Annotated in this window: 20 protein-coding genes and 1 pseudogene; 13 read left to right on the top strand and 8 right to left on the bottom strand. The window is 70.9% G+C overall.

From position 1 onward, the window contains the following. Nucleotides 1-24: 24 nt before the first annotated feature. Complete coding sequence (locus ASF68_RS14400) at nt 25-1,230, bottom strand: homoserine O-acetyltransferase (RefSeq protein WP_056012568.1); 1,206 nt, start codon at nt 1,228-1,230, stop codon at nt 25-27. A 248-nt stretch (nt 1,231-1,478) separates the two neighbouring features. Next, the gene (locus tag ASF68_RS14395) at nt 1,479-2,804 is read right to left on the bottom strand and encodes a bifunctional o-acetylhomoserine/o-acetylserine sulfhydrylase (protein ID WP_056012565.1); all 1,326 of its coding nucleotides are present in this window, start codon (nt 2,802-2,804) and stop codon (nt 1,479-1,481) included. A gap of 202 nt (nt 2,805-3,006) precedes the next feature. Here ASF68_RS14395 and ASF68_RS14390 point away from each other — a divergent pair, with 202 nt between their 5' ends. After that, nucleotides 3,007-3,783, top strand: coding sequence for an SDR family oxidoreductase (locus ASF68_RS14390; protein ID WP_200936452.1), 777 nt, complete (start codon nt 3,007-3,009; stop codon nt 3,781-3,783). A 71-nt stretch (nt 3,784-3,854) separates the two neighbouring features. Here the strand turns inward: ASF68_RS14390 and ASF68_RS14385 are convergent, their stop codons facing one another. Beyond that, nucleotides 3,855-5,390, bottom strand: coding sequence for an MFS transporter (locus ASF68_RS14385; RefSeq protein WP_056012562.1), 1,536 nt, complete (start codon nt 5,388-5,390; stop codon nt 3,855-3,857). Nucleotides 5,391-5,436: 46 nt separating this feature from the next. Here ASF68_RS14385 and ASF68_RS14380 point away from each other — a divergent pair, with 46 nt between their 5' ends. The 12 genes from ASF68_RS14380 to ASF68_RS14325 all read left to right on the top strand — a co-directional run bounded on the left by ASF68_RS14380 (nt 5,437) and on the right by ASF68_RS14325 (nt 18,414). Continuing rightward, nucleotides 5,437-5,934 (top strand): phosphoribosyltransferase, encoded by a 498-nt coding sequence (locus ASF68_RS14380; RefSeq protein ID WP_056012559.1) that lies wholly within the window; start codon nt 5,437-5,439, stop codon nt 5,932-5,934. A gap of 40 nt (nt 5,935-5,974) precedes the next feature. Next, nucleotides 5,975-6,706 carry a Type 1 glutamine amidotransferase-like domain-containing protein gene (locus ASF68_RS14375; RefSeq protein ID WP_056012556.1) on the top strand — a complete coding sequence of 244 codons (732 nt, stop codon included), beginning with the start codon at nt 5,975-5,977 and terminating at the stop codon, nt 6,704-6,706. Nucleotides 6,707-6,709: 3 nt separating this feature from the next. Next, nucleotides 6,710-7,429, top strand: a complete 720-nt coding sequence (locus ASF68_RS14370) for a uracil-DNA glycosylase (RefSeq protein WP_056012554.1) — start codon at nt 6,710-6,712, stop codon at nt 7,427-7,429. A 65-nt stretch (nt 7,430-7,494) separates the two neighbouring features. Further along, nucleotides 7,495-8,076, top strand: a complete 582-nt coding sequence (locus ASF68_RS14365; protein ID WP_056012546.1) for a GNAT family N-acetyltransferase — start codon at nt 7,495-7,497, stop codon at nt 8,074-8,076. A gap of 45 nt (nt 8,077-8,121) precedes the next feature. Then, nucleotides 8,122-9,552, top strand: a complete 1,431-nt coding sequence (locus ASF68_RS14360) for an amidase (protein WP_056012544.1) — start codon at nt 8,122-8,124, stop codon at nt 9,550-9,552. A 175-nt stretch (nt 9,553-9,727) separates the two neighbouring features. Beyond that, nucleotides 9,728-11,128, top strand: coding sequence for an NtaA/DmoA family FMN-dependent monooxygenase (locus ASF68_RS14355; RefSeq protein WP_082498694.1), 1,401 nt, complete (start codon nt 9,728-9,730; stop codon nt 11,126-11,128). 90 nt (nt 11,129-11,218) lie between these two features. After that, nucleotides 11,219-12,841, top strand: coding sequence for an ABC transporter substrate-binding protein (locus tag ASF68_RS14350; RefSeq protein WP_056012541.1), 1,623 nt, complete (start codon nt 11,219-11,221; stop codon nt 12,839-12,841). A 70-nt stretch (nt 12,842-12,911) separates the two neighbouring features. Further along, a complete protein-coding gene (locus tag ASF68_RS14345; RefSeq protein ID WP_200936451.1) occupies nt 12,912-14,003 on the top strand; it encodes an ABC transporter permease in 1,092 nt (363 codons plus the stop codon). After that, nucleotides 14,000-14,872, top strand: coding sequence for an ABC transporter permease (locus ASF68_RS14340; protein WP_056012538.1), 873 nt, complete (start codon nt 14,000-14,002; stop codon nt 14,870-14,872). Before ASF68_RS14345 ends, ASF68_RS14340 begins: the two co-directional genes overlap by 4 nt. Then, complete coding sequence (locus ASF68_RS14335; protein ID WP_056012535.1) at nt 14,869-16,587, top strand: ABC transporter ATP-binding protein; 1,719 nt, start codon at nt 14,869-14,871, stop codon at nt 16,585-16,587. Before ASF68_RS14340 ends, ASF68_RS14335 begins: the two co-directional genes overlap by 4 nt. A 35-nt stretch (nt 16,588-16,622) precedes the next feature. After that, complete coding sequence (locus ASF68_RS14330) at nt 16,623-17,384, top strand: hypothetical protein (RefSeq protein WP_056013409.1); 762 nt, start codon at nt 16,623-16,625, stop codon at nt 17,382-17,384. Between the two features lie 76 nt (nt 17,385-17,460). After that, nucleotides 17,461-18,414 carry an oxygenase MpaB family protein gene (locus tag ASF68_RS14325; RefSeq protein WP_235526835.1) on the top strand — a complete coding sequence of 318 codons (954 nt, stop codon included), beginning with the start codon at nt 17,461-17,463 and terminating at the stop codon, nt 18,412-18,414. Nucleotides 18,415-18,485: 71 nt separating this feature from the next. Here the strand turns inward: ASF68_RS14325 and ASF68_RS14320 are convergent, their stop codons facing one another. The 5 genes and pseudogenes from ASF68_RS14320 to ASF68_RS14300 all read right to left on the bottom strand — a co-directional run bounded on the left by ASF68_RS14320 (nt 18,486) and on the right by ASF68_RS14300 (nt 23,389). Continuing rightward, nucleotides 18,486-19,271 (bottom strand): ABC transporter ATP-binding protein, encoded by a 786-nt coding sequence (locus tag ASF68_RS14320; RefSeq protein WP_082498693.1) that lies wholly within the window; start codon nt 19,269-19,271, stop codon nt 18,486-18,488. Continuing rightward, nucleotides 19,264-20,052, bottom strand: coding sequence for an ABC transporter ATP-binding protein (locus ASF68_RS14315; protein ID WP_056012528.1), 789 nt, complete (start codon nt 20,050-20,052; stop codon nt 19,264-19,266). The genes ASF68_RS14320 and ASF68_RS14315 overlap by 8 nt, the downstream gene beginning before the upstream one ends. Further along, on the bottom strand, nt 20,049-20,960 hold the full coding sequence (locus tag ASF68_RS14310; RefSeq protein ID WP_056012525.1) for an ABC transporter permease: 912 nt from the start codon (nt 20,958-20,960) through the stop codon (nt 20,049-20,051). The genes ASF68_RS14315 and ASF68_RS14310 overlap by 4 nt, the downstream gene beginning before the upstream one ends. After that, the gene (locus ASF68_RS14305; RefSeq protein WP_056012522.1) at nt 20,957-21,916 is read right to left on the bottom strand and encodes an ABC transporter permease; all 960 of its coding nucleotides are present in this window, start codon (nt 21,914-21,916) and stop codon (nt 20,957-20,959) included. Before ASF68_RS14305 ends, ASF68_RS14310 begins: the two co-directional genes overlap by 4 nt. Beyond that, nucleotides 21,913-23,389, bottom strand: a pseudogene (locus ASF68_RS14300) (ABC transporter substrate-binding protein). The gene ASF68_RS14305 and the pseudogene ASF68_RS14300 overlap by 4 nt, the downstream one beginning before the upstream one ends. Nucleotides 23,390-23,434 lie beyond the last annotated feature (45 nt).

Raw genomic sequence — 23,434 nt, 5'->3', positions numbered from 1 at the left:
TGTCGGGTGGCCCGGTGTCGGTCGTCAGACGTCGAGGAGTCGGCTCAGGTGCGGGCCGACCAAGGCGTTCTCGATCAGGAATCCGTCGTGTCCGAAATCGGACCGCAAGACCGCCGGTCGGGTGCCGTCGAGGTTGCCCGAGAGGTGCAGGGCGATCTCCTCCTGCCCGCTGACCGGAAAGAGCCGGTCGCTGTCGATCCCGAGGACGAGCGACGGCCCCGGATAGCCGCGCAACGCGGCCCCGACCCCACCGCGGTCGCGCCCGACATCGTGCGAGTTCATCGCCTCGACGAGCGTCACATAGCTTCCGGCGTCGAACCGACGCGTGAACTTGTTGCCGTGGAAGTCGAGGTAGGACTCCACGGCGAAGCGTCCGCCCCGGCCGAGCGGGCTGACGCTCGACTGCCAGCTGCGCTCGAACCGCGCGTTCAACTCACCCGGACTGCGGTAGTTGAGCAGCGCCATGCGACGGGCGAGGGCGAGCCCGCGGTGCGGACCGTCGCCGTCGGGCGCGTCGTAGTAGTCGCCGCCCTGGAAGTTCGGGTCGGTCCGCACCGCCTCGAGCTGGACGAAGTTCAAGGAGATCTGGTCGGCCGTCGTCACCGGGGGAGCCGCGATCACGGCGAGGCGCTCGACGAGGTCCGGGTGGGTGACGGCCCACTCGAGGGCGTGCATGCCGCCCATCGACCCACCGATGACGGCGGCCCACCGGTCGAGGCCGAGGTGTCCGAGGAGCCGGTGCTGCGCCTCCACCTGGTCGCGGACGGAGGTGTACGGGAACCGGGAACCCCACTCGACGCCGTCGGGGGCGAAGGACGAGGGGCCGGTGCTGCCCTGGCAACCGCCGATCATGTTCGGTGCGACGACGAACCAGCGGTCCGTGTCGACGGCGAGGCCGGGGCCGACGACGCCGGCCCACCAACCGGCCGTCGCGTGCCCGTTGCCTGCGGAGCCGAGCACGTGGCTGTCGCCGGTGAGGGCGTGGAGCACGAGGACCGCGTTCCCGCCGTCGTCGTCGAGGGTGCCCCAGGTCTCGTAGGCCAGCCTGGCGTGCGGGATGCTGCCGCCGTGCTCGAAGTCGAGGCGGCCGAGCGGCGCGAACAACCGGTCGCCCGGGCGGTCGCCGTCCCGCCACGCGCCGCTCGAGGGCGGGTTCGCGAGCAGGGCGCCGACCTCGGCTTCGGTCACGAAGCGGGAGGGCACACTGTCTTCCGGGATCTGCCAGTCCATAGGTCTCCATTGTGGCGTGCCCTGGCGCGCCGACCGGCCGTGTTACGTCACCGGTTCGGTGGTGGTCGGCGCGGTGCGCTGACGCGAGCGCACGCCCGTCGGCCTCGGCGCTTCTGTCTCGGCCCGAGCGACCCGGAACCGGCGCGTGCGACACGCGAACGACGCGAGCGCGGGTCTCTGGAGACCCGCGCTCGCGGTGGTGGGGTGCGCTCGCGTCAGCGCATCGCGCTGGCACACCCCGGACGGGATCAGACCCGGGCGGCCTCGACGACCTGCTTCGCGGCGGTCAGACCGGCCTGGAGGTCCGCCGTGATGTCGTCGATGTTCTCGAGCCCCACGGAGAGGCGCACGAGACCCGGCGTGACCCCGGCCGTGAGCTGCTGCTCGGGCGACAGCTGCGAGTGCGTCGTCGACGCCGGGTGGATGACGAGCGAACGGACGTCGCCGATGTTCGCGAGGTGCGAGAACAACTTCAGCGAGTTCACGAACGCGCGACCGGCGTCGACGCCGCCCTTCAGCTCGAAGGACAACACGGCGCCGACCCCCTTCGGGGCGTACCGGTTGGCGGTGGCGTACCAGGGGCTCGACGGCAGCCCCGAGTAGTTGACGCTCGCGATGTCGGGGTGCGCGTCGAGCCACTCGGCGACGTGCTGGGCGTTCTGCACGTGACGCTCGATCCGCAGGCTGAGCGTCTCGATGCCCTGGATGAGCTGCCAGGCGCTCGCCGGGGCGATGGCCGCACCGAGGTCGCGCAGCAACTGTACGCGGGCCTTGATGATGTAGGCGAGGGCGTCTCCGACGGCGTCCGTGTAGACGGCCCCGTGGTACGAGGGGTCCGGCGTCGTGAGGCCCGGGAACCGCTCCGCGTGGCCGGTCCACGAGAAGGTGCCGCCGTCGACGATGACCCCGCCGATGACCGTGCCGTGGCCGCCGAGGAACTTCGTGGCCGAGTGGACGATGATGTCCGCCCCGTGCTCGAAGGGGCGGATGAGGTAGGGCGTCGCGATCGTGTTGTCGACGATGAGCGGCACACCGGCCGCGTGCGCGACGTCGGCGACGAGACGGATGTCCAGGATGTTGATCTTCGGGTTGCCGATGGTCTCCGCGAAGAACAGCTTCGTGTTCGGACGCACGGCGCGACGCCACTCCTCGGCGTCGTCCTGGTTCTCGACGAAGGTGGTCTCGATGCCGAGCTTCGCGAGCGTGTACTTGAAGAGGTTGTACGTACCGCCGTAGATCGAGGAGGACGACACGATGTGGTCGCCCGCCTGCGCGATGTTCAGCACGGCGGACGCCTCGGCGGCCTGACCGGACGCGAGGAGGAGCGCACCCGATCCGCCCTCGAGCGCAGTGAGGCGCTCCTCGACGACGGCCTGCGTCGGGTTCTGGATACGCGTGTAGATGTTGCCGAACTCGGCGAGCGCGAAGAGGTTCTTCGCGTGGTCGGCGTTGTCGAACACGTAGCTCGTGGTCTGGTAGATCGGCGTCGCCCTGGCCTTCGTGACGGGATCGGGCGCGGCTCCCGAGTGGATCTGCTTCGTCTCGAACTTCCAGTCGTTCGTGGCATCGCTCATGATGGATGGTCCCCTCTGCTCGGGTGGTCGGTGCTGCTCGGGTGTCGAATGCCGCCGGTCGGCCGCTCGGTCCGACATCGATGTCGTCGGGGCGTCCCAGGACGGTGGTCCGTCGTGACCCCGAGGCTACCGGCCCCGCCTGGACGGTCCAACCGCGCGGAAACACGACGTAACGCCCTCGGGGCGTGGCTACCCTGGAAGCATGACGACGAGACGTGTGGTGGTGACCGGTGCGAGTTCAGGGATCGGCGAGGCGACGGCGAGACGCTTCGCGGCCGAGGGCTGGGACGTGGTCGCGGTGGCCCGCCGGGTCGACCGCCTCGAGACGCTCGTCGCCGACATCGGCGGCACGGCCGTCGTCGCTGACCTGACGGTCCAGGCCGACGTCGACGCCCTCGCGGCCCGGGTCGAGGGGCTCGGTGGGGCGCACGCCCTCGTCAACAACGCGGGCGGTGCCTTCGGACTGGCCTCCGTCGAGGACGGCGACGTCGACGACTGGGCGCGCATGTACGACATCAACGTGCTCGGGACGAAGCGGGTCGTGCAGGCGCTCCTGCCGATCCTCCGCCGGAGCATCCCCGACGGCGGCGCGGCGACCATCGTCGGCGTGACGTCGATCGCCGGACACGTCGCGTACGTCGGCGGCGGCGGGTACAACGCCGCGAAGTTCGCCGAGCGCGCCCTCTTCGAGGTGCTCCGCCTGGAGCTCAACGGTGAACCCATCCGCGTGATCGAGGTGGCCCCGGGCATGGTGCACACGGAGGAGTTCTCGCTCGTCCGGTTCGGCGGCGACCAGGAGCGCGCCGACGCCGTCTACGAGGACGTGCCCGACCCGCTGTCGGCCGACGACGTCGCCGAGGCGATCGTCCACGCGACCTCGCTGCCACCCCACGTGAACCTCGACCACATCACGATCAAGCCGGTCGCGCAGGCGGCCCCGTACCGTCTGGCGAAGGGGCCGTTGCGCGTCGCGGAGTAGGCCCTTCGACAGGCTCAGGGACCGATGGGGCGCTCAGGGACCGAGGGGGCGCTCAGGTACCGGTCCGGCGCTCAGGGTCCTGTCGGGCGCTCGACGGCCGGATCGGCGCTCGGCATGAGGGCCGCGTCGACGGGAGCCGCGTCGGCGAAGGCCAGCTTCGGCACGAAGCAGAGCAGGACGGCGGCGACCAGCGCGCCGACACCGCAGATCGCCCAGACCGTCAGGTAGCCGGACAGGCTCGACGCCCCCGCCGTCACCGCCTGGGCGGCGCCGGCCACGAGGACGACACCGAAGACGGCCGACGCGAACGACCCGCCGATCGTCTTCGTCGTGTTCGTCAACGCGGCGGCGACACCCGTCTGGCCGCGTGGCGCTGCGGCTGCTGCCGCGGCAGGCATGGCTCCCACGAGCGCGCCCGAGCCGAGTCCGGCGATCCCCATGTTGAGGAAGACCTGCCAGGTCTCGAGGTGGAACGGCAGGAACAGCAGGTATCCGACGGCGACGAGCGTCGCTGCGACGATGAGCGCGATCCGCGGCGAGGCCCAGCGTGACACGAGTGGGAACAGCAGGGCGCCGACGATCATCGAGATCAGGTACGCGCCGATCAGAGTGGAGATGTCGCCCGCGTCGAGTCCGAGGCCGTAGCCGTTCTCGCGCGGCGTGCCGGCGTAGGTGCTGAGCGGAGCCTGGGCGCCGAGCAGGCTGATCCCGATCAGACCGGCGGTCAGCTGCACCGGCCACATGGTGGGCTGCCGGAGGACGCGGAGGTCGATCGCCGGGTCGGCTTGCCGGAGCTCGTGGCGGCCGAAGGGGAGGAACGCCAGCACACCGATGCCGATGAGCGCCCAGACCCACCAGGTCTCCGGACCGTTGAGCCGCAGGAAGGTGAGGCCGGAGGTGATGAGGAGGAGCGCGAGGCTGAGCAGCACGAAGCCGGCGAGGTCCAGCGTCCTGCCGGGCAGCGGTTCCGACTCCGGGACGCCGAAGAGGATGGCGAAGAAGACGAGGGTGACGGCGACGGCCGGGAGCATGAGCGTGACGGCGATGTCGCCGCCGAGGGCCGTGAGGATGCGCCCACCGGACAACGCACCGATGATGGCACCCGCTTCGAGCGCGACGACGAGGAGGCCCGCGGCCCGACGGGTCTGCGAGGCCCCGGTGCCGGAACGCCGGCCGCGTTCGAAGATCAGCGCGATCTCGAGGGGCAGCCACACGACGTAGAACCCCTGGAGCGCCCACGCCGCGAGGAAGGACCAGAAGTCGCCGGCGACGACGAGCCACCAGCTCGCGCCGGCCGTCAGGACCGTCGAGACGAGCAGGATCCGCTTGTGCCCGTACAGGTCGCCGAGCTTGGCGAGGATCGGGACCACGAGCGCCGACAGCAGCAGCTGGGCGGCCTCGAACCAGTTGAAGTCCGCGTCGACGACCCCGAGGTGCCGGACGAGGTCGGGGATGAGCGGCACGTAGTACCCCTGCAGCACCCCGCTCGTGATCTCGACGAGGAACAACCAGCCGATGAGTCCCGCTGTGATGCCCGCCGTCGAACCGCGGAGGGACGTCCGCCACCCGCCGGCCGCCGCCCCGTTGGCCTGCCGATCTTGCGTCATGAGGGGGATGGTACAGGCGCCCGGTCCGGCAGGATAGCGTTGGAGGATGTCGACCGAGAACCCCAGCGCAGCGTCCCCGGAGCGAGAGGTCCTCGACTGGCCCACGTTCGGTGACGCGTCCCGTGAGTTGTCCAGCCAGATCGTCGCGAGCGGGTTCCGGCCCGACTCGGTCGTCGCCATCGCCCGCGGTGGCCTCCTCCTGGCCGGTGCCATCGCCTACGCCCTCGACGTCAAGGCGTGCGGCGCGTTGAACGTGGAGTTCTACACCGGCGTCGACGCGCGGCTCCCCGAGCCCGTCGTCCTGCCCCCGCTGCTGGACATGGCCGGACTGCCTGGCAGCCGGGTGCTCCTCGTGGACGACGTCTCGGACTCCGGACGCACCCTCGCGATGGTGCTGGAACTCATGCAGGCCAGCGGGGCGGAGGTGCGGACGGTCACCCTGTACGAGAAGCCGCAGACGGTGCTGCGCCCGGACTACGTGTGGAAGCGCGTCGACCGGTGGATCTCCTTCCCCTGGTCGACCCTGCCGACGATCACGGCCTGACCGGACCCCTCGCGGCCCGGGCGCCGGGTAGGGTCGCAGGGTGAGTGTTTTCCTCCTCGGCGGTCCGGCCGCCCCAGAGACCGAGTCGACCGTCTACGCAGCGTTCATCGCCGAGGCGGCCGCCCTCGCGGTCGTCGCCGGCCGGCTCGCCCCGCGGATCGCGATCGTCGTCGTCCACGACGGGGACGGGCTCGAGCAGTCCGCTGCGCTGGAGCGCGCCGTGGCGCGCGCTGGTGAGATCGAGGCCGTGCGCGTCGTGGTCCGCGAGGGCGGCGTCGTCGCGCAGGCACAGCTCGCCGAGATCGACGGCGTCATCGTCGGCGGCGGTCTGCCGTCCGCCTACGCGGAGGCCGTGGCTCCCGTCGCGACGGACATCCGTCGCCTGGTCGCCGCCGGCCTGCCCTACCTCGGCATCTCGGCCGGCGCGATGATCGCCGCCGAGCACGCGATCATCGGTGGTTGGCGTGTCGGCGAGGTCCCGGTGAGTCCGGAGGCCGCGTCCGAGGAACTCGACGAGGTCACCATCGGCGATGGCCTGGGGCTCGTGGACATCGCGGTCGAGGCGCACGCCGCGCAGTGGGGCACCCTCGGGCGCCTCGTGGCCGCGACCGAGGCCGGGGTCGTCGACGGCGGTGTCGCGATCGACGAGAACACGGCCCTCGTGGTCGGGCAGGGTGCGTTGACCGTGCTGGGCGGCGGCAGCGTGTGGCAGGTCTTCACCGCCGAGCACGGTGTGGTCGTGCGCACGATCGGCGCCGAGCAGCAGCAGTAGGCGATGACGGACGGTGTGCTGGGTGGGAGCCCGGCGGAACTCGCCGCGGCCGGACTGATCGACGACGGTTGGGCGGCAGCGCTCGAACCGGTCACCGACCGCCTGGCCGGGATCGATGCCTGGCTCGCTTCGGAGACGGCTGCAGGAACCCCCTGGCTCCCGGCACCGGAGCTCGTCCTGCGGGCCTTCCGGACCCCGTTCACCGCGGTCCGCGTCCTCATCGTCGGCCAGGACCCGTACCCGACGCCCGGTCACCCGATCGGGCTGTCGTTCGCCGCGGACCGCGGGGTGCGCCCGCTGCCGCGCAGTCTCGTGAACATCCATCGCGAACTCCGCGACGACCTCGGCGTCCCGACTCCGGAGCACGGCGACCTCAGCCAGTGGACCGGACAGGGCGTCATGCTCCTCAACCGCGTCCTCACGGTCGAGGCCGGCGCCGCCGGTTCCCACCGCCGGCGAGGCTGGGAGGCGGTCACCGAGCGGGCCATCCGCGCGCTCGCCGAGCGTCCTGTGCCGCTCGCGTCCATCCTCTGGGGGAAGGACGCCGAACGGTTGGCCCCGCTCCTCGCGTCCCCGGACGACCCGGACCGCCACGTGATCGTCTCCGCCCACCCGAGTCCGCTCTCCGCCTCGCGCGGGTTCTTCGGATCGAGACCGTTCAGCCGCACGAACGACTTCCTCGCCTCGCGCGGGGCGGACCCCATCGACTGGTCCCTCGACTGAGCAGCCCGCCACCGCGCGGGCCGCAAGGCCTGTCCGTGGCCGCGCCCCCTGGCTAGGCTGGGGGGATGCTGGAAGAGGAGTACGAGCCGAAGCGCCGACTGCCACCGCACCTGCGGAAGCCGCCGACGCCGGAGACGCCGTTCGCCTTCACCATGCGGGACGCGACCGCGGCCGACCTGCCCGACATCCGTGCGATCTACAACCACTACGTCGCCAACAGCATGGTGACCTTCGACGAGGACGCGATGACGCTCGCGGAGTGGCGTTCCAAGTTCGCCTACCTGCAGCGGCTCCAGCTGCCGTTCATCGTCGCGGTCAACCCGACCGGACAGATCCTCGGGTACGCCCTGTGCGCGCCGTGGAAACAGAAGCGCGCGTACCGGTTCACGGTGGAGAGTTCGATCTACCTCGGAGCGGCGGCGACGGGCAAGGGGCTCGGCACCGACCTCCTCGGCGAACTCATCGAGCGGGCGAAGGCCGCGGGCCTCAAGGAGATGCTCGCGGTGATCGCCGACAAGGGTGCCGAGGCGTCGATCAAGCTCCACGAGAAGTTCGGCTTCACCGAGGTGGGGCGCATGGGCCGCGTCGGGTTCAAGTTCGACCGGTGGATCGGCACGGTCCTCCTGCAGAAGTCACTCAAGCGCTGAGCAGAGGGCGGCTCCGAGACCGGGGTCGCGGCCTAGGCTGATCCCATGGCGGAACTCCACGAGCTGACGGCGCTCGAGCAGTGGCAGGCGTTGCAACGCGACGAGGTGTCACCGACGGAGTTGGCACGGCACTACCTCGATCGCATCGAGCGACTCGACGACGCGATCGGGGCGTTCACCTCGGTCGCCGCCGGATCGCTCGCCGGGCGGGTGGAGGCCGTCGAACAGCTGTCGAGGACCGCACCGCTCTGGGGACTGCCGATCGGCGACAAGGACCTCGTGTCCCGCGCGGGGCAGCCCGTCCGCTTCGGGTCCCGGCTCACCGCTGAGTTCGTCGCGACGAGTGACGACGAGCTGGTCTCCGTGCTCGATCGCGCCGGTGCGGTGAGTCTCGGCAAGACCGCGACGCCGGAGTTCGGACTCTACGGCTACACGGAGCCGATCGGCGCCGAGCCGACGCGCAACCCGTGGGCCCTCGACCGCGGGGCCGCCGGTTCGAGCGGTGGAGCCGCCGCTGCCGTCGCCGCCCGACTGCTGCCGTTCGCGCCGGGCTCGGATGGAGGCGGGTCCGTCCGCATCCCGGCTGCCGCCTGCGGGCTCGTCGGCCTGAAACCGACCAGGGGACTCGTCCCGGCCGGGTCCGGCGTCGACCGGCTCGCCGGACTCGTGGTCCCCGGCCCGATCGCGAGGACCGTCGCCGATGCCGCGCTCCTGCTCGACGCGATGATCGAACGCGTCCATGGCCGGATCGACCACCACTTCACCCTCCGTGCGCCCGACGCCGACGACGGTCCGCTGCTCGGCCACGCCGTCCGCGGTGAGGGACGGTTCCAACTGGCGGTCCTCGACGGGTCCCCGTGGGACAGCGCCTACGAGCTGGCCTACGATCCGGAGGCCCGGGCAGCGGTCGGTGTCGCGGTCGATGCCTTCACCGCGATGGGCCACGGCATCGACGAGCTCGCCCTCCGCGACGCCGAACGCTACCCGGCCGACTTCACGACGATCTGGCAGGCCTCCGCCGCCGGTGTCCCGGCCTCCTCCGAAGCGGAGCTGGCGCTCCTCGAGCCCATCACGAGGTCGCTCGTCGAACGGGGTCGGGCGCTGCCGGCCACACGGCTCATGGAGACGCTCGCCAGCCTCCACCGGTTCGAGCGCAGCGTCCTCGCCCAGTTCGCCCCGTTCGACGCGATCATCACCCCCGCGCTCGCGCAGACACCGCGACCGATCGGCTGGTACGACGCGGCGTCGCCCGAGCTGAACTTCGAGCAGCAGGTGCGCTACGCCCCGCACACCTCGTTCGTGAACGCGACCGGCCTCCCGGCCATCACCCTCCCGGTGCACCAGACGGCCGATGGGCTGCCGATGGGCGTCCAACTGATCGGCCGTCCCGGCGGCGAGACCACCCTCCTCGCCCTCGGCGCCCAGCTGGAGCGCCGGCTGCGCTGGCAGGACCGGGTCCCGCCCGTCGCGAGGTGAACCGGCCGGGCGAGGTATGACGGGATGTGACGCGGTCGCCCCGCCCGACACGGCCCCTCGCGCCTAGGGTGCTGAGGCGGCCCGTTCGGAACGGATCGATCGGACCGCTCCAGCAGAGGAGCCCGTCATCGCCGTCCAGTCCAGTCCCAAACGCCTCATCCTCAACCTGTTCGAGATGAACTGCGTGAGCCACATCACCCACGGCCTCTGGCGGCTGCCGGGCAATCGGCGCGAGCAGTACACCGACATCCGCTACTGGACCGAGCTCGCCCGCACGGCGGAGGCCGGCGGCTTCGACGCCGTGTTCATCGCCGACGTGGTCGGGACGTACGACGTCTTCCGCGGCGGACCGGCGGACGCCCTGCGTGAGGGCCTGCAGATCCCGAACAACGACCCGCTGCTCATCGTGCCGGCGATGGCCGCCGTGACCGAGCACCTCGGGTTCGGGATCACCTTCTCGACGAGTTACGAACCACCGTTCGCCTTCGCCCGTCGCATGAGCACCCTCGACCACCTGACGAACGGCCGCGTCGCCTGGAACATCGTCACCTCGTACCTGCCGAACGCCGCACGGAACTTCGGCCTGGCCGAGGAGATCCCGCACGACGAGCGGTTCGCGATCGCCGAGGAGTACCTGGACGTCCTCTACAAGCTGTGGGAGGGCTCGTGGGACGACGACGCCGTCGTCCGCGACCGCGAGGCCGGGGTCTACTCCGACCCCGACAAGGTCCGGTACATCGACCACGTCGGGCGCTACTTCCAGGTCGCCGGACCACACCTGTCCGAGCCGAGCGCGCAACGGACACCGCTGCTGTACACCGCGACCGCCTCGCCGGCCGGGATCGCGTTCGCCGGGCGGCATGCCGAAGCGGTGTTCACCGGCGTGCGCGGACCGGGCGGTGCGGGGCCGCTCCTCGAGCGGTTCCGTGCGGCGGCGGCCGACAACGGCCGCGACGGTGCCGCCCTGAAGATCGTGGTCCAGGCGGCCGTGATCGTCGCGGCCACGCAGGAGGAGGCCGAGGCGAAGGCGGCACAGTACCGGGAACACGCGAGCCTCGTCGGCCGGTTCGTGCACGCGAGCCTGCCCTTCGACCCGCTGGCGCACCCGGAGGACCGGACGGTCGCCGAGGCGCTCGCCGCGGAGGGGGTCCCGGCCGACGCCCTGCCGCCGCAGGTGACGGCCGGCACCGTCGGCGAGTTCATCGCGCGAGCCGGCAGCGATCTCGAACGGGACTTCTTCGCCGTCGGCACCCCGGAGGTCGTCGCGGACGAGATCGAGCGATGGCTCGACGAGGTCGGCATCGACGGCATCAACCTGCGCCAGTACCACAGCCTCGACACGCTCACCGATTTCGTCGAGCTCGTCGTGCCGGAGCTCCGTCGCCGGGGACGGCTGCGCGACAGCTATCTGCCGGGGGAGACGCTCAGAGAGCGCCTGACGGGGGGAGCCGCCCGGCTGCCGGACGACCACCCGGCGGCCCGCTACCGCGGTGGACGGAACCTCGGCGGGCACGGTGCCACAACCTCCGAGGGTCACACGGCGTCATCGAGGGAACCTGCGGGAAACCTGTCGTAACAGAGCGGCGGGGTGGCCCGGTGTGCCGACCAGGATGGGCAACCACACCGGCACAGCACCGGACCACCCCGACCTCCAGGAGCACCCGTCATGACCCCAACCACCAGACGGCGAGCACGACTCGCCGCCGCAGCCCTCGTCGCCGTGAGCATCGCGCTGACCGGCTGCTCGGCGGCATCGGCCTCGTCCGACGCGGACGGTGGCAGCCTCACCTACCTCGACGCGGAGATCCCCACCTCGGCGCAGGTGCAGGAGGCGGGCACGTGGCAGACCCGTGCGCTGCAGCAGAACGTGACCGACCGCCTGCTCTACCGGAACGCCGAGACCGGTGAGCTCGAACCGTGGATCGCGGACTCCTGGACCGTCAGCCCCGACGGTCTCACGTACACCTTCGTGATCCGTGACGGCGTCACCTACAGCGACGGTACCGACGTCGACGCCACGAGCGTCGCGAAGAACCTCAACTGGCAGTCGGCGGGCGACGAGGCGAAGGGGACGACGCCGAACGCGCAGTTCCCGTCCGGCCTCGTCGCGACGCCCGATGACGCGAGCAGCACCGTCACCGTCGTCCTCGCCGCACCGTACGCGCCCTTCCTCAACGTGCTCACCGGGTGGGGATCCGGGCTCGTCGCCGACGCCACGATCGACGCGAGCAAGGAGGAGCAGTCGAAGTTCGTGAACCTCATCGGCTCCGGCCCCTTCGTCGTCGCGTCCGAGACCTACGGCAAGGAGATCGTGCTCGACCGTCGGGACGGCTACGCCTGGGCCCCGCCGTCCTCGCCGAACCAGGGCGAGGCACACCTCGCCTCGGTCACGGTCATCCCCGTGCAGGAGGACAGCGTCCGGCTCGGCACCCTGAAGTCCGGCGAGGCGGACGTCATCCGCTACGTCCAGCCGAGCGAGGAGCAGGGGCTCGTCGACGCCGGCTACGACATCGTGTCCAAGACGGGTGTCGGGCTCAGCAACCAGTGGTTCCTCCGCAGCCAGGCGCCGTTCCTCGACGACGTCGACGTCCGGAAAGCGCTCCTGCACGCGATCGACCGTGACCAGATCATCGAGACGCAGTACACCGACAGCTGGACGCCTGCGACCTCGGTCCTGTCGCCAGGCACCTTCGGCTACGTCGACGAGTCGGCGAAGTTCGCCTACGACCCGGATGCGGCGAACAGCCTCCTCGACGGGGCCGGCTGGACCGAGCGCGACGCGGACGGCTATCGCACGAAGGGCGGCGAGCGGCTCACGGTGAAGACCTACATCGACGTGTACGACAACACCGCGAAGAGCCTCTTCCAGCAGATCCAGAACCAGTTCAAGGACGTCGGGATCGAGCTGTCGCTCAACGAGCTCGACTACTCCACCTACTGGGCGACCGCGTTCGCGGACCCGGAGGTCGGGGCGCTCCGTGTCGGTTGGCCGCACCCCGACCCGTCGAAGGGTCTCAGCGAGTACTACGGCAAGGACGGCTCCGACCTCCTCGGTCTCGCCGGCTCCGACACGACCCTGCAGTCGCTGCTCGACGCGCAGAACGCCGCGACCGACGACGACACCCGTGCGGCGATCCTCGGACAGATCCAGGACCACCTGATCGACCAGGCCTACGTCGTCCCGATCCTGAACGACAGCCAGGTGTTCGTCACCCAGCAGCGGGTGCGGGGCTTCTCCCTCACCGACGGCGCCCTGCCGGAGTTCTACAACACCTCGATCGAGGACTGAGCGTTCGGGAGGGCCGTCGACCGGATGGCCCTCCCGGTTCAGATCCCGTCCCTTCCGAGAGGAGGCCCACATGTCCACTCAGCATCCGAACGCCAGCGCGGCGGACACGCGACGCCGGCAGTACCGCGAGTACGTGGTCAGGCGCGTCGCCCAAGCGCTGCTCGTCATCGCCCTCGTCTACACGCTCGTCTTCTTCACCCTGTTCGTCCTGCCCGGCGACCCGATCGAGAACAAGCTGACGAGCCCGCTCAATCCACTGCCCCCGGCCGCCGGCGAAGCGCTGCGGGCGTACTACCACTTCGACCTGTCGCCGATCGAACAGTTCACGCTGACGGTCGGTCGACTCCTCCACGGGGACCTCGGCTACTCGCTCGTGAGCGGTCGTGCCGTGTCAGACCTCGTCGCGCAGGGCTTCTCGGACACGATCGTGCTCGCGGGCGTCGCATTCGTGTTGACGATCCTGCTGTCGCTCGCGACCGCGCTCACCGCCGTCTACGCCCCCGTCAGGACGATCAGGAGCATCGCCGCCTCAGCGCCCATCGCCTCGATCTCCGCACCGAGCTTCCTCATCGGCTTCGTGCTCCTCGCGATCTTCTCCTTCCAGCTCGGCTGGGTGTCGTCGGTGCGCGACCAAGGCTTCGTCTCCTACCTGCTGCCCGCGCTGACCCTGGCGCTCGCCGTCAACGGTCCGTTGACGCAGGTGCTCATCCAGGGGCTCCGGAACGCCGCCGACGAACCCTTCGTCACCGTGCTCCGCGCGAAGGGGACGAGCGAGGTCCGGATCGCGCTCGGACACGTGCTGAAGAACGGGGCGATCCCGTCGATCACGATGCTCGCCCTCGTCGTCGGTGAACTGCTGGCCGGAGCCGTCGTCGTGGAAGCCGTCTTCACCCGGACCGGGCTCGGTTTCATCACCTTCGAGAGCGTGCGCGATCAGGACACCCCGGTGATCCTGGCCGTCGTCATCCTCATCTCCTCCATCTACGTCGGGATCAACCTCGTGACCGACCTCGTCTACCCGATCCTCGACCCGCGCATCGTCCGGCCAGGGCACGCGCGGTCCCGACGCTCCCGCCTCGCCAGGCCGGATGTCACCACAGCGGTGGCCTCGGGGACGGCAGCCCCCGGTGGTACCCCGACGAAAGCGAGCGTGGACGCATGAGCCTCCGACTCCACCCGGACCGCGACGTCACCGCGGCCGACCGCGAACCGAACGCGTTCCGGCGACTCCGCGCCCGCCTCGGCGTCGCCGATGTCCTGGCGATCGTCGTCGTCGGTCTCGTCCTCGTATCCGTCGTCGCACCCGGCCTCCTCGCGCCGTACGACCCGCTCGAGCCCGACGACGCGAACGCGCTCGCCGCTCCATCGTTCGCGCACTGGTTCGGGACCGACTCGCTCGGTCGCGACCTGCTGTCCCGGGTGATCCACGGCACCGGACGGACCCTGCTCGGCTCGGCGGTCGCCGTCCTCATCGGTCTCGGCGCCGGCACGGTCCTCGGCCTCGTCGCCGCCTCGTTCGGCGGTGTCGTGGACGCCGTCATCAGCCGCATCGTCGACGTGCTGCTCTCGATCCCCGGGCTGCTCCTCGCGATGGTGGTCGTCGTCGCGCTCGGGTTCGGCACCCTCAACGCCGCCGTCGCCGTGGGGATCTCCTCGATCGCGGCCTTCACCCGCATCATGCGCTCCGAGGTGCTGACGGTGAAGGACCTGCCGTTCGTCGAGGCGAGTCACCACCTCGGCGGGTCGCGGGCCTACGTCCTCGTGAAGCACGTCTTCCCCAACTCCTACTCGGCCGTCCTCTCGCTCACGGCCCTCCAGTTCGGCCTCGCGATCATCTGGATCTCCTCGCTCAGCTTCCTCGGGTACGGGGCGCCGCCGCCCGACCCGGAGTGGGGACTGCTCGTCTCCGAGGGTCGACAGTACGTCGTGTCGTCGCCGTGGCTCGTCGTCGTCCCGGGCCTCGTGATCGCCGTCACCGTGCTCGCCATCAGCCGTCTCAGCCAGCTCACCCGCGAGAGGACCACCGCATGAACCAGGCAGCCCAGCAGCTCAGCACCTTCCACCTCGTCGGCGCGGCCTCGGTCCCGTTGCTCGTCGACGGGCTCGCCGTCGGGTACCGGACCCGTGGCTCGAGGGCTCCGGCCGACACCGTCCGCGAGGTGTCCTTCCAGGTCGGGCGCGGTGAGACGGTGTCGCTCGTGGGGCAGTCCGGATCGGGGAAGAGCACGATCGCCCGGGCGGTCGCGGGGCTCCTCCCAGGCAACGGCTCGGTCACCGCCGGTCGGATCGCGGTCGCCGGGCACGAGGTCGCCGACTTCTCGCGGAAGCAGTGGCGGCCGTTGCGGGGCTCGACGCTCGGGTTCATCCCGCAGGACCCGCTGTCGTCGCTCGATCCGCTGCAGCGCATCGGCGTGCAGATCGCCCAGGCGGTCCAGGTGACGGGCGACACCCCGCGCTCGGAGGTCCCGGCGCGCGTGATCGAGCTCCTGGAGCACGTGGGCATCCGCCAAGCCGCGAGCCGGGTGCGCTCGTACCCGCACGAGCTCTCCGGCGGGCAGCTGCAGCGGGTGCTCATCGCGATCGCCATCGCCGCGAGGCCGAGGCTGCTCATCGCCGACGAACCGACGTCCGCGCTCGACGTGACCGTCCAGCGGCGCATCCTCGACCTCCTCGACGGCCTCCGCGAGGAGCTCGGGCTCGGCATCCTCTTCATCACCCACGACCTGGCCCTCGCCCAGGAGCGCAGCGATGCGATCGTCGTCCTGCAGGACGGGAACGTCCGGGAGTCGGGCCCTGCCGAAGAGGTGTTGCTCACGCCGCGGGACCCGTACACGATCCGGCTGCTCTCGGACTCGCCTGCGTCCTCGCCGCTGCGCTACCGGGAACGCATCCGCGCTGCGGCCGACCAGGTGCAGGCGGAGCAGCGCGGCGACACGGGCACGACAGCCGCGGTGGTCGAGGTGTCGCACGTGTCGAAGCGGTTCGGACGCGATCCGCGGACGCCGCCCGCGCTCGACGGTGCCTCGCTCGTCCTCCGACCGCGATCGATCCATGCCCTCGTCGGTGAGTCGGGGTCGGGCAAGTCGACCCTCGCCCGCATCGTCGCCGGGCTCACGTCCTTCGACGACGGCTCGGTGCGGGTGGCCGGCCGGGAGCTGCCGAGGGAGCACGCCGTCGCGAACCCCTTCGCCCGGGACCTCCAGTTGGTCGCCCAGAACCCGCTCTCCGCGGTCGACCCGCGGTACACCGTGGGGCAGATCATCGAGGAGCCGCTGCGCATCCACGGGGTGCGGAGTGCGGTGGAACGACGGCGTCGCGTCGCGTCGATCCTCGATCAGGTCGGCCTGCCGGCGAGCGTCCTGGGCCGTCGTGCCCGGGAGGTCTCGGGCGGTCAGCGCCAGCGGGTCGCGCTCGCGCGAACGCTCATCCTCGCGCCCTCGGTGCTCGTCCTGGACGAACCGACCTCCGCCCTCGACGTCTCGGTGCAGGCACAGATCGTCGACCTGCTCCTCGACCTCCGCGACGAGCACGCGCTCAGCTACCTGTTCATCTCGCACGATCTCGGCCTCATCCGGCAGATCGCCGACGAGGTGACGGTGCTCTCGGAGGGACGCGTCGTCGAGTCGGGGCCGGCCTCCGCCGTGCTCGATCGACCGCAGCACGCGTACACTCGGGAGCTGCTCGACGCGGTCCCGCGGTTCGACGTCGAGCGGCTCGATCCGAGCCGGTTCGAAGCCGTCGGGTGAGTGCCTCGACCACCACGCGGAGTGTGGAGCAGACCATGTCGCGTTCGTTCGACGAGCTCGTCGCCGAGGCTGATGCCGCCTCGGTCGACGGGTGGGACTTCGCCTGGCTCGACGGTCGAGCCACGGAGGAGCGTCCGTCGTGGCGGTTCGCCGAGCTGCTCGGCCGCCGCTTGGCGGGTGTCCCGTCCTCGCTCGACCTCGAGACCGGCGGGGGAGAGGTGCTCGACACGGCGCCGGTGCTGCCGCCGCTCGCCGCCGCCACCGAGTCCTGGCCACCGAACCTCGCCCGCGCCGCCGCCCGCCTGCACCCGCGCGGCGTCGTCGTCGTGCGCACGGAGGAGGGCGCTCCACTGCCGTTCGCCGACGACTCGTTCGCGCTCGTGTCGAGCCGGCACCCCGTCGCCGTGGACTGGACCGACGTGGCGCGGGTGATCGCGCCGGGTGGAAGCTACCTCGCTCAGCACGTCGGACCGGCGAGCGTGTTCGAGCTCGTCGAGGCCTTCCTCGGCCCGCAGCCCGAGGCCGTGCGTCGCGGTCGGCACCCTGACGACGAGGCCGCAGGAGCCCGAGCGGCGGGTCTCGAGATCGTCGAGCTGCGGACGGAACGCCTGCGCATCGAGTTCCACGACATCGGGGCGATCGTCTGGTTCCTGCGCAAGGTGATCTGGATGGTGCCGGGGTTCGCCTCCGCTCGGTACCTCGACCGGCTGCAGGAACTGCACCGGTCCCTGCAGGACGGTCCGTTCGTCGCACACTCCTCACGGACCCTGATCGAAGCGCGCAAGCCCGTCCGGTGATCGAGCCTCCTACGGGTGGGGGCGGCGGCATCCCGACATAGGCTCGTGGTGACAGCGAGTGGAGGACGATCGGGTGGTGGATACCGGCACGGGGCGACGACCGGTCTCGCGGATACGCACCCGACTGCTCGCCGGGCTCCGCTCGCGGATCCTCGCGGTCTTCGCGGTGGAGCAGGATCGCCCACCGCAGTGGACGCTCGACCTCGAGGACGGCACCGACACCGGGCACTTCACGCCGGGCTCCGCCGCCTGGGTCGTCCACGGTGGCGTCGAGACCATGGTCGCCGGCCTCCGGGCCCTGCTCCTGCAGGCGGCCCATCCGGGAGCCCTGGCCGGCGTGCACGACTGGTCCCGCTACCGGGAGGATCCGCTCGGGCGGCTCGACGGGACCATCCGTTGGATCTTCACCGTCACCTACGGCGACCGCGGCACGGCCAGGCGGACGAGCGACTACGTCCTGAAGCTCCACGAACGCGTCGTCGGCGAGTACCTGGACGCCCACGGGGCGACGCGCCCGTACGCGGCCAACGACCCGGAACTCCTGCGGTGGGTGCACCTGGCGTTCACCGACGCGTTCCTGAGCGTGCGGCAGACCTGGGGCGGCCCGATCCCGGGTGGCGCGGACGCCTACGTGGCCGACTGGGCACTCGCGGGCGAGCTGATGGGGGTCGTCGACCCGCCGCGCTCCGAGGCCGAGCTGGCCAGACAGTTGCGCGGATATCTCGACCGGGGTGAACTCACCGGCGGACCGCGGGTGGATGAGACCCTGGCGTTCCTCCGTCGGCCGCCGCTCGACCGCTCGCTGCTCCCCGCGTACTCGATCCTCTTCGCCGGAGCGGTGGCGACGCTCCCGCCCGAGTACCGCCGGATCCTCGGGCTCCGGAAGGCGCACCTCGGCCCGATCCCGCTGCCGGTCGTGACCGCGACGAGAGTCGTCCTCTGGGTCGTCGGCCTCGTGCTCCACGGTGAATCACCCAGCCAGCGCGCGGCCCTGCGCCGCCACCGTCGACTGGCCGACCCGTCCGCCTGACGCCCTTCGACAGGCTCAGGGACCGGGACGGCGGCTCGGGGACCGGGACGGGGTCCAGGGCCGGGACGGCGTCAGAGACGGGGGACCGAGGCGAGCAGCTGTGTCGTGTAGGGGTGCGAGGGTCGACTGAGGACTCGCGACACGGGACCCTCCTCGACGATCGCCCCGTCGCGCATGACGACCACCCGGTCGCAGAGATGCTGCACCACGCCGATGTCGTGCGAGACGAGCACGATCGCCAGGCCGAGCTCCTGGCGGAGCCCGCCGAGCAGATCGAGGATCTGCGCGCGGACGGTGACGTCGAGCGCACTCAGCGGTTCGTCGCCGACGAGCAGCCGCGGGCGGTGCACGATGGCGCGGGAGAGGGCGATGCGTTGCCGTTGCCCACCCGAGAACTCGTGCGGGAAGCGGTCCGCGGCGTCCGCGTCGAGCCCGACCAGGCGCAGCACCTCGCCGACCCGGGAACGGTGGTCGCCCTCGATCCCGAGCGCCTCGAGGGGTTCGGCGACGATCCGTCCCACCCGCATCCGCGGATCGAGGGAGGCGTAGGGGTCCTGGAACACCACACCGGTCTGCCGACGGAACCAGTGCAGGCTGCGGGCGCTCGCCGTGGCGCTCACCGGGCGGCCGTCGAACTCGACCGAGCCGGAGCTCGGGGTGTCGAGCGCGAGGAGGAGTCGCACGAGCGTCGACTTCCCCGACCCGGACTCCCCGATGATCCCGACCGCCTCCCCGGGGGCGACGACGAGGTCGCTCGGGTGGAGCGCGACCGTGCGGCTCGGGCGCTGGAAGAGGGATTCCCGCGGGTTCGTGTACACCCGGCCGACACCCTGGGCGCGCAGTAGCGGCTCAGTCATCGTCCTCGCCCTTCCAGCTCATCGTCTTCGCGGCCGCCAGGAGTCGCTGCGTCACGGGCGACTCCGGAGCAGACAGCAGGCGCGCGACGGGTCCTGCCTCGACGACCTTGCCCTGCGCGAGCACCACGGCCTCACTCGCGATCCGGGACAGGACGGCGAGGTCATGCGTGATGAAGACGAGTGACGCACCCGTCTCGCTCACGAGGCGCTCGAAGAGGCCGAGGATCTCCGACTGGATCGTGACGTCGAGCGCCGTGGTCGGTTCGTCCGCGATGAGCAGCGACGGACCGCAGGCGAGGGCGATGGCCGCTGCGACCCGCTGCCGTTGCCCGCCGGAGAGCTGATGCGGGTAACGGCGGACGATGCGCTCGGGCTCGGGCAGCCGCACCCGTGCGGCGAGGTCGACGGCTCGGGCGAGCGCCTCCCGTTTCGACACGCCCTCGTGGATGCGGAGTGGCTCACCGATCTGCCGTCCGATCGTCCGGATCGGATTGAGCGCCGTCCGCGGCTCCTGGAACACGATGCCGATCTCCCGGCCGCGGATCCTCGCGAGCTCGCGGTCGTCGCGGCCGACGAGTTCCTCGCCCTGCCACCGGATGCTGCCGCTCACCGTCGCGCCGTCGGGGAGCAGACCGAGGATCGCGAGCGCGGTCAACGACTTCCCCGACCCGGACTCGCCGATGATGCCGAAGCGGGCACCGTCCGGCACGCTGAACCCGACCCCGTCGACGACGCGGCGACCACCGAGCGTGATGACAAGGTCCTCGACGTCGAGACTCATGCGGTCACCCCCTGCGGTGAGGTGGGCGTCGAAGCCGGCCCGCGCCGGCCGAGGGTCGGATCGGTCGCGTCGCGCAGGGCGTCGCCCAGGAGGTTGAGGCCGAGGACGGTGATCGTGATGGCGAGCCCCGGCCACAGCACGGACAGGGGGTGCACCGCGAGGTAGGTCTGCAGCTCGCTGAGCATGCGCCCCCAGGACGGGACGCTGGATGGTGCACCGTACCCGAGGTAGGAGAGGCCCGCTTCGGCGAGGACCGCGACCGCCATCGACCAGGACAACTGCACGATGAACACCGGCGCGACGTTCGGGAGGAGGTGGCGGGTGAGGTTCCGGAACGGGCCGAGTCCTGCGGCCTTCCCCGCGAGCACGTACTCGCTGTTCGAGACGCGGCGGATCTCGGGGCGGGTCACGCGGGCGATGTTCACCCCGAAGCTGATCCCCACGGCCCAGACGACGACCCACAGCGAGCCGCCGAACACGGAGGCGATCATCATGGCGATGAGCAGCGTCGGGAACGCGATGAGGATGTCGATGAGGACGGCCACCGTCTCCCGCACCCACCGCCGCGTCAACGAGCCGAGGGCGGCGAGTGCGACCCCGATGACGGTCGACACCACGGCGGAACCGATCGCCACGGCCACGGTGACGCGGGCTCCGACGAGGAGGAGGCTGAAGATGTCCCGCCCGACCTCGTCCGTCCCGAGGAGATGGGTGGGTGAGGGGGACAGCCATTTCGAGAACGGGTCGGTGAGCTGTGGGTCGTGCGGTGTCCAGAGGAGGGAGACGCCGGCGCTCACGAGGAGCAGGGCGACGACCGCGAGCCCGAACACCCCGGAGGGGCTGCCCAGGAGGGCGCGGAGTCCGGCCGCTCCCGCGCGACGCGACCGCTCGGCCTGACGGGCGGTCATGCGGCTCGCTCCCGTTCCCGGAGGCGCGGGTCGGCCAGCCGATGGACGACGTCCACGACGGCCCCGATCACGAGGACCACGCCCGTGAGCACGAGGAGCTCACCCTGGACCTTCACGAGGTCGCGGTTGCCGACGTCCGCGACGAGCATGCGGCCGATCCCCGGCAGGGTGAAGAGCTGTTCGATGATGACGCTCCCGACGATGAGGCCGGCGATCTGGAGCCCGAGCACGGTGACGACCGAGAGGGCGACGTTCGGCAGCCCGTGGCGGACGAGCGCCTGCGAGCGGGTCAGCCCCTTGGCCGCCGCCGTCCGGACGTAGTCCTGGCCGATGGCGTCGAGCGCGGCGGAGCGCACGAAGCGCAGGAGGACGGCGCCCTCGACGACGCCGATCGTGAGGGCCGGGAGGAGGAGAGAACGGATGGCCGCCAGCGGGTCGTTCCAGCCGGCGCGGGGGAAGCCCTGCGCGGGCAACCAACCGAGGACGACGGCGAACAGGAGTACGAGCATCATGCCGGCCCAGACGACCGGGACGGCGGCGAGTCCTTGCGAGGCGAAGGAGATGATCGTGCCGGTCGCGCGCGTGCGTCGTACCGCCGCCAGCACGCCGAGCGGCACACTGAACGCGAGGGCGATGACGAGGGCCATGAGGCCGAGCGGCACCGTGACCTGCGCCTTCTCGGCGAGCTCACTCGCGACGGGGGTGCCCGTGACGAGGGAGTTCCCGAGGTCGCCGCGGAGCAGCCCGCCGATCCAGTCCAGGTATTGGAGGAGCACGGGCTGCCCGAGTCCCAACCGCTCGCGGATCGCGGCGACCGCCTCGGGGGTCGCATCGGTCCCGGCGATGACCTGGGCGACGTCGCCGGGGAGCACCCTGATGGTGAAGAAGATCAGGGCGCTCGCGGCGAGGAGCCCGACGAGGAGGAGCACGAGCCTCGTCAGGAGGAACCGGGTCACCCGGTCACGGCGACCTTCGCCAGGTTGATGCGCGAGTTGACCGAGTCCACGGGGAAGCCGGTCACGCCGTCGCGCACCACCGTGAGGGTGATCGCGGTGTAGAGCCAGTCGGCGGCGTTGTCCTTCGACACGAGGTACGCCGCCTCCTTGAGCTTCTGGGCTGCGACGGCCGGATCGGTCGCCGCTACGGATTCAGCATAGAGCGACTGGACCTGCGCGTTGTCGTAGCCGAAGTAGTAGTTCGGGTTCGCCCAGTTCTGGAAGTCCCGCGACTCGACGTGGTTCACGTAGCTGAGGTCGTAGTCCTTGTTCGTGTAGACGTCGTTCAGCCAGGTGGGGAACTCGACGCTGTTCACCGTGAGGGTGACGCCGATGGCCTTGAACTCGGAGACGAGGACGTTGGCGACGGAGGTGCCGTAGAAGCTCGGGATCGTGAGCGTCAGGGACAGGTTCTCCTGGCCGGCCTGGGCGAGGAGCGCCTTCGCCTGCTCGGGGTCGTAGTCCACCAGCTCCTCGAGGTTCTCATACCCGGGGTCGAGCTCCGGGATCGGCCCGTACTGTTCGACCGCTGCACCGCCGACGGCTTCGACGATGGCCGCGTGGTCGATGGCCGTCCGCAGAGCCTGGCGGACCAGGGGGTCGTTGAGGGGTGCACGCTGGTTGTTGAAGGCGAGGGTGTACTTGTCGGTCGTCTTGCCCTCGGTGACCGTGAAGCCCTCGGCGCGGGTGATCTGGTCCTTGAGGTTCGCGTCGAGCGCGGTCTGCACGTCGAGCTCCGTCGGGGATGTAGCTGAAGACGACCTCCTTGACCTTCGGGGCGTCGCCCCAGTAGCCGTCGTACCGCTCGAAGGTGATGCTGTCGCCCTGCTTCCAGGTCTTCAGGGTGAACGGGCCGGTGCCGTTCGCGGTGGTCGACAGGTCGTTGTCGGCGCCGGACTGGAGGACGAGTCCTGCACGACCGGTCAGGGTCCAGAGCAGGTTGGAGTCGGGCGAGGTGAGCTGCAGCTGCACGGTCGTGTCGTCGACGGCGGTGATCGTGGCGAGCTTCTGCAGCGCCACGTTGTCGACGAAGGACGGGTCCTGCTGCACCTGGGTGATGGAGTTCACGACGTCGGCCGCGGTCATCGTCGCGCCGTCGTGGAAGGTCACGCCGTCGCGCAGGACGAAGGTGTAGGTGAGGCCGTCGGGGCTGATCTCGTGGCTCTTCGCGAGCGTGTCGACGATCTGGTTGTCCTCGGTGCGCGAGACGAGCCCCTGGTAGACGTTGTCGATGAGGATCTGGTCGAGCGCGGCGCCCGAGGTGGTGCGGATGTTGAGGTCCGAGGGCTCGAGGACGAGGCCGACCCGCAGGCTGGCGTCGGCGTCGGGCGTCGGCGCGGCGGCCGGGCCGGCGCAACCGGTGAGGACGAGCGCGGCGCCGGTGACCGCGATCGCGGCGGTGAGGAGCTGACGACGCAGCTGACGATGACGCATGGTGGTCCTTTCGGGGGATGCAGGGTGGCAGGCATCTGAGACGCA

The sequence above is a fragment of the Plantibacter sp. Leaf314 genome (assembly GCF_001423185.1).
Lineage (GTDB): Bacteria > Actinomycetota > Actinomycetes > Actinomycetales > Microbacteriaceae > Plantibacter.
This window is presented reverse-complemented; position numbering and strand designations above follow the sequence as displayed.

Excerpts from the sequence above, each read along its gene's own strand:
- ASF68_RS14400 (WP_056012568.1), bottom strand. The coding sequence starts at position 1,230 with ATGGACTGGCAGATCCCGGAAGACAGTGTGCCCTCCCGCTTCGTGACC.
- ASF68_RS14395 (WP_056012565.1), bottom strand. The coding sequence starts at position 2,804 with ATGAGCGATGCCACGAACGACTGGAAGTTCGAGACGAAGCAGATCCAC.
- ASF68_RS14390 (WP_200936452.1), top strand. The coding sequence starts at position 3,007 with ATGACGACGAGACGTGTGGTGGTGACCGGTGCGAGTTCAGGGATCGGC.
- ASF68_RS14385 (WP_056012562.1), bottom strand. The coding sequence starts at position 5,390 with ATGACGCAAGATCGGCAGGCCAACGGGGCGGCGGCCGGCGGGTGGCGG.
- ASF68_RS14380 (WP_056012559.1), top strand. The coding sequence starts at position 5,437 with ATGTCGACCGAGAACCCCAGCGCAGCGTCCCCGGAGCGAGAGGTCCTC.
- ASF68_RS14370 (WP_056012554.1), top strand. The coding sequence starts at position 6,710 with ATGACGGACGGTGTGCTGGGTGGGAGCCCGGCGGAACTCGCCGCGGCC.
- ASF68_RS14365 (WP_056012546.1), top strand. The coding sequence starts at position 7,495 with ATGCTGGAAGAGGAGTACGAGCCGAAGCGCCGACTGCCACCGCACCTG.
- ASF68_RS14360 (WP_056012544.1), top strand. The coding sequence starts at position 8,122 with ATGGCGGAACTCCACGAGCTGACGGCGCTCGAGCAGTGGCAGGCGTTG.
- ASF68_RS14355 (WP_082498694.1), top strand. The coding sequence starts at position 9,728 with ATGAACTGCGTGAGCCACATCACCCACGGCCTCTGGCGGCTGCCGGGC.
- ASF68_RS14350 (WP_056012541.1), top strand. The coding sequence starts at position 11,219 with ATGACCCCAACCACCAGACGGCGAGCACGACTCGCCGCCGCAGCCCTC.
- ASF68_RS14345 (WP_200936451.1), top strand. The coding sequence starts at position 12,912 with ATGTCCACTCAGCATCCGAACGCCAGCGCGGCGGACACGCGACGCCGG.
- ASF68_RS14340 (WP_056012538.1), top strand. The coding sequence starts at position 14,000 with ATGAGCCTCCGACTCCACCCGGACCGCGACGTCACCGCGGCCGACCGC.
- ASF68_RS14335 (WP_056012535.1), top strand. The coding sequence starts at position 14,869 with ATGAACCAGGCAGCCCAGCAGCTCAGCACCTTCCACCTCGTCGGCGCG.
- ASF68_RS14330 (WP_056013409.1), top strand. The coding sequence starts at position 16,623 with ATGTCGCGTTCGTTCGACGAGCTCGTCGCCGAGGCTGATGCCGCCTCG.
- ASF68_RS14320 (WP_082498693.1), bottom strand. The coding sequence starts at position 19,271 with ATGACTGAGCCGCTACTGCGCGCCCAGGGTGTCGGCCGGGTGTACACG.
- ASF68_RS14315 (WP_056012528.1), bottom strand. The coding sequence starts at position 20,052 with ATGAGTCTCGACGTCGAGGACCTTGTCATCACGCTCGGTGGTCGCCGC.
- ASF68_RS14310 (WP_056012525.1), bottom strand. The coding sequence starts at position 20,960 with ATGACCGCCCGTCAGGCCGAGCGGTCGCGTCGCGCGGGAGCGGCCGGA.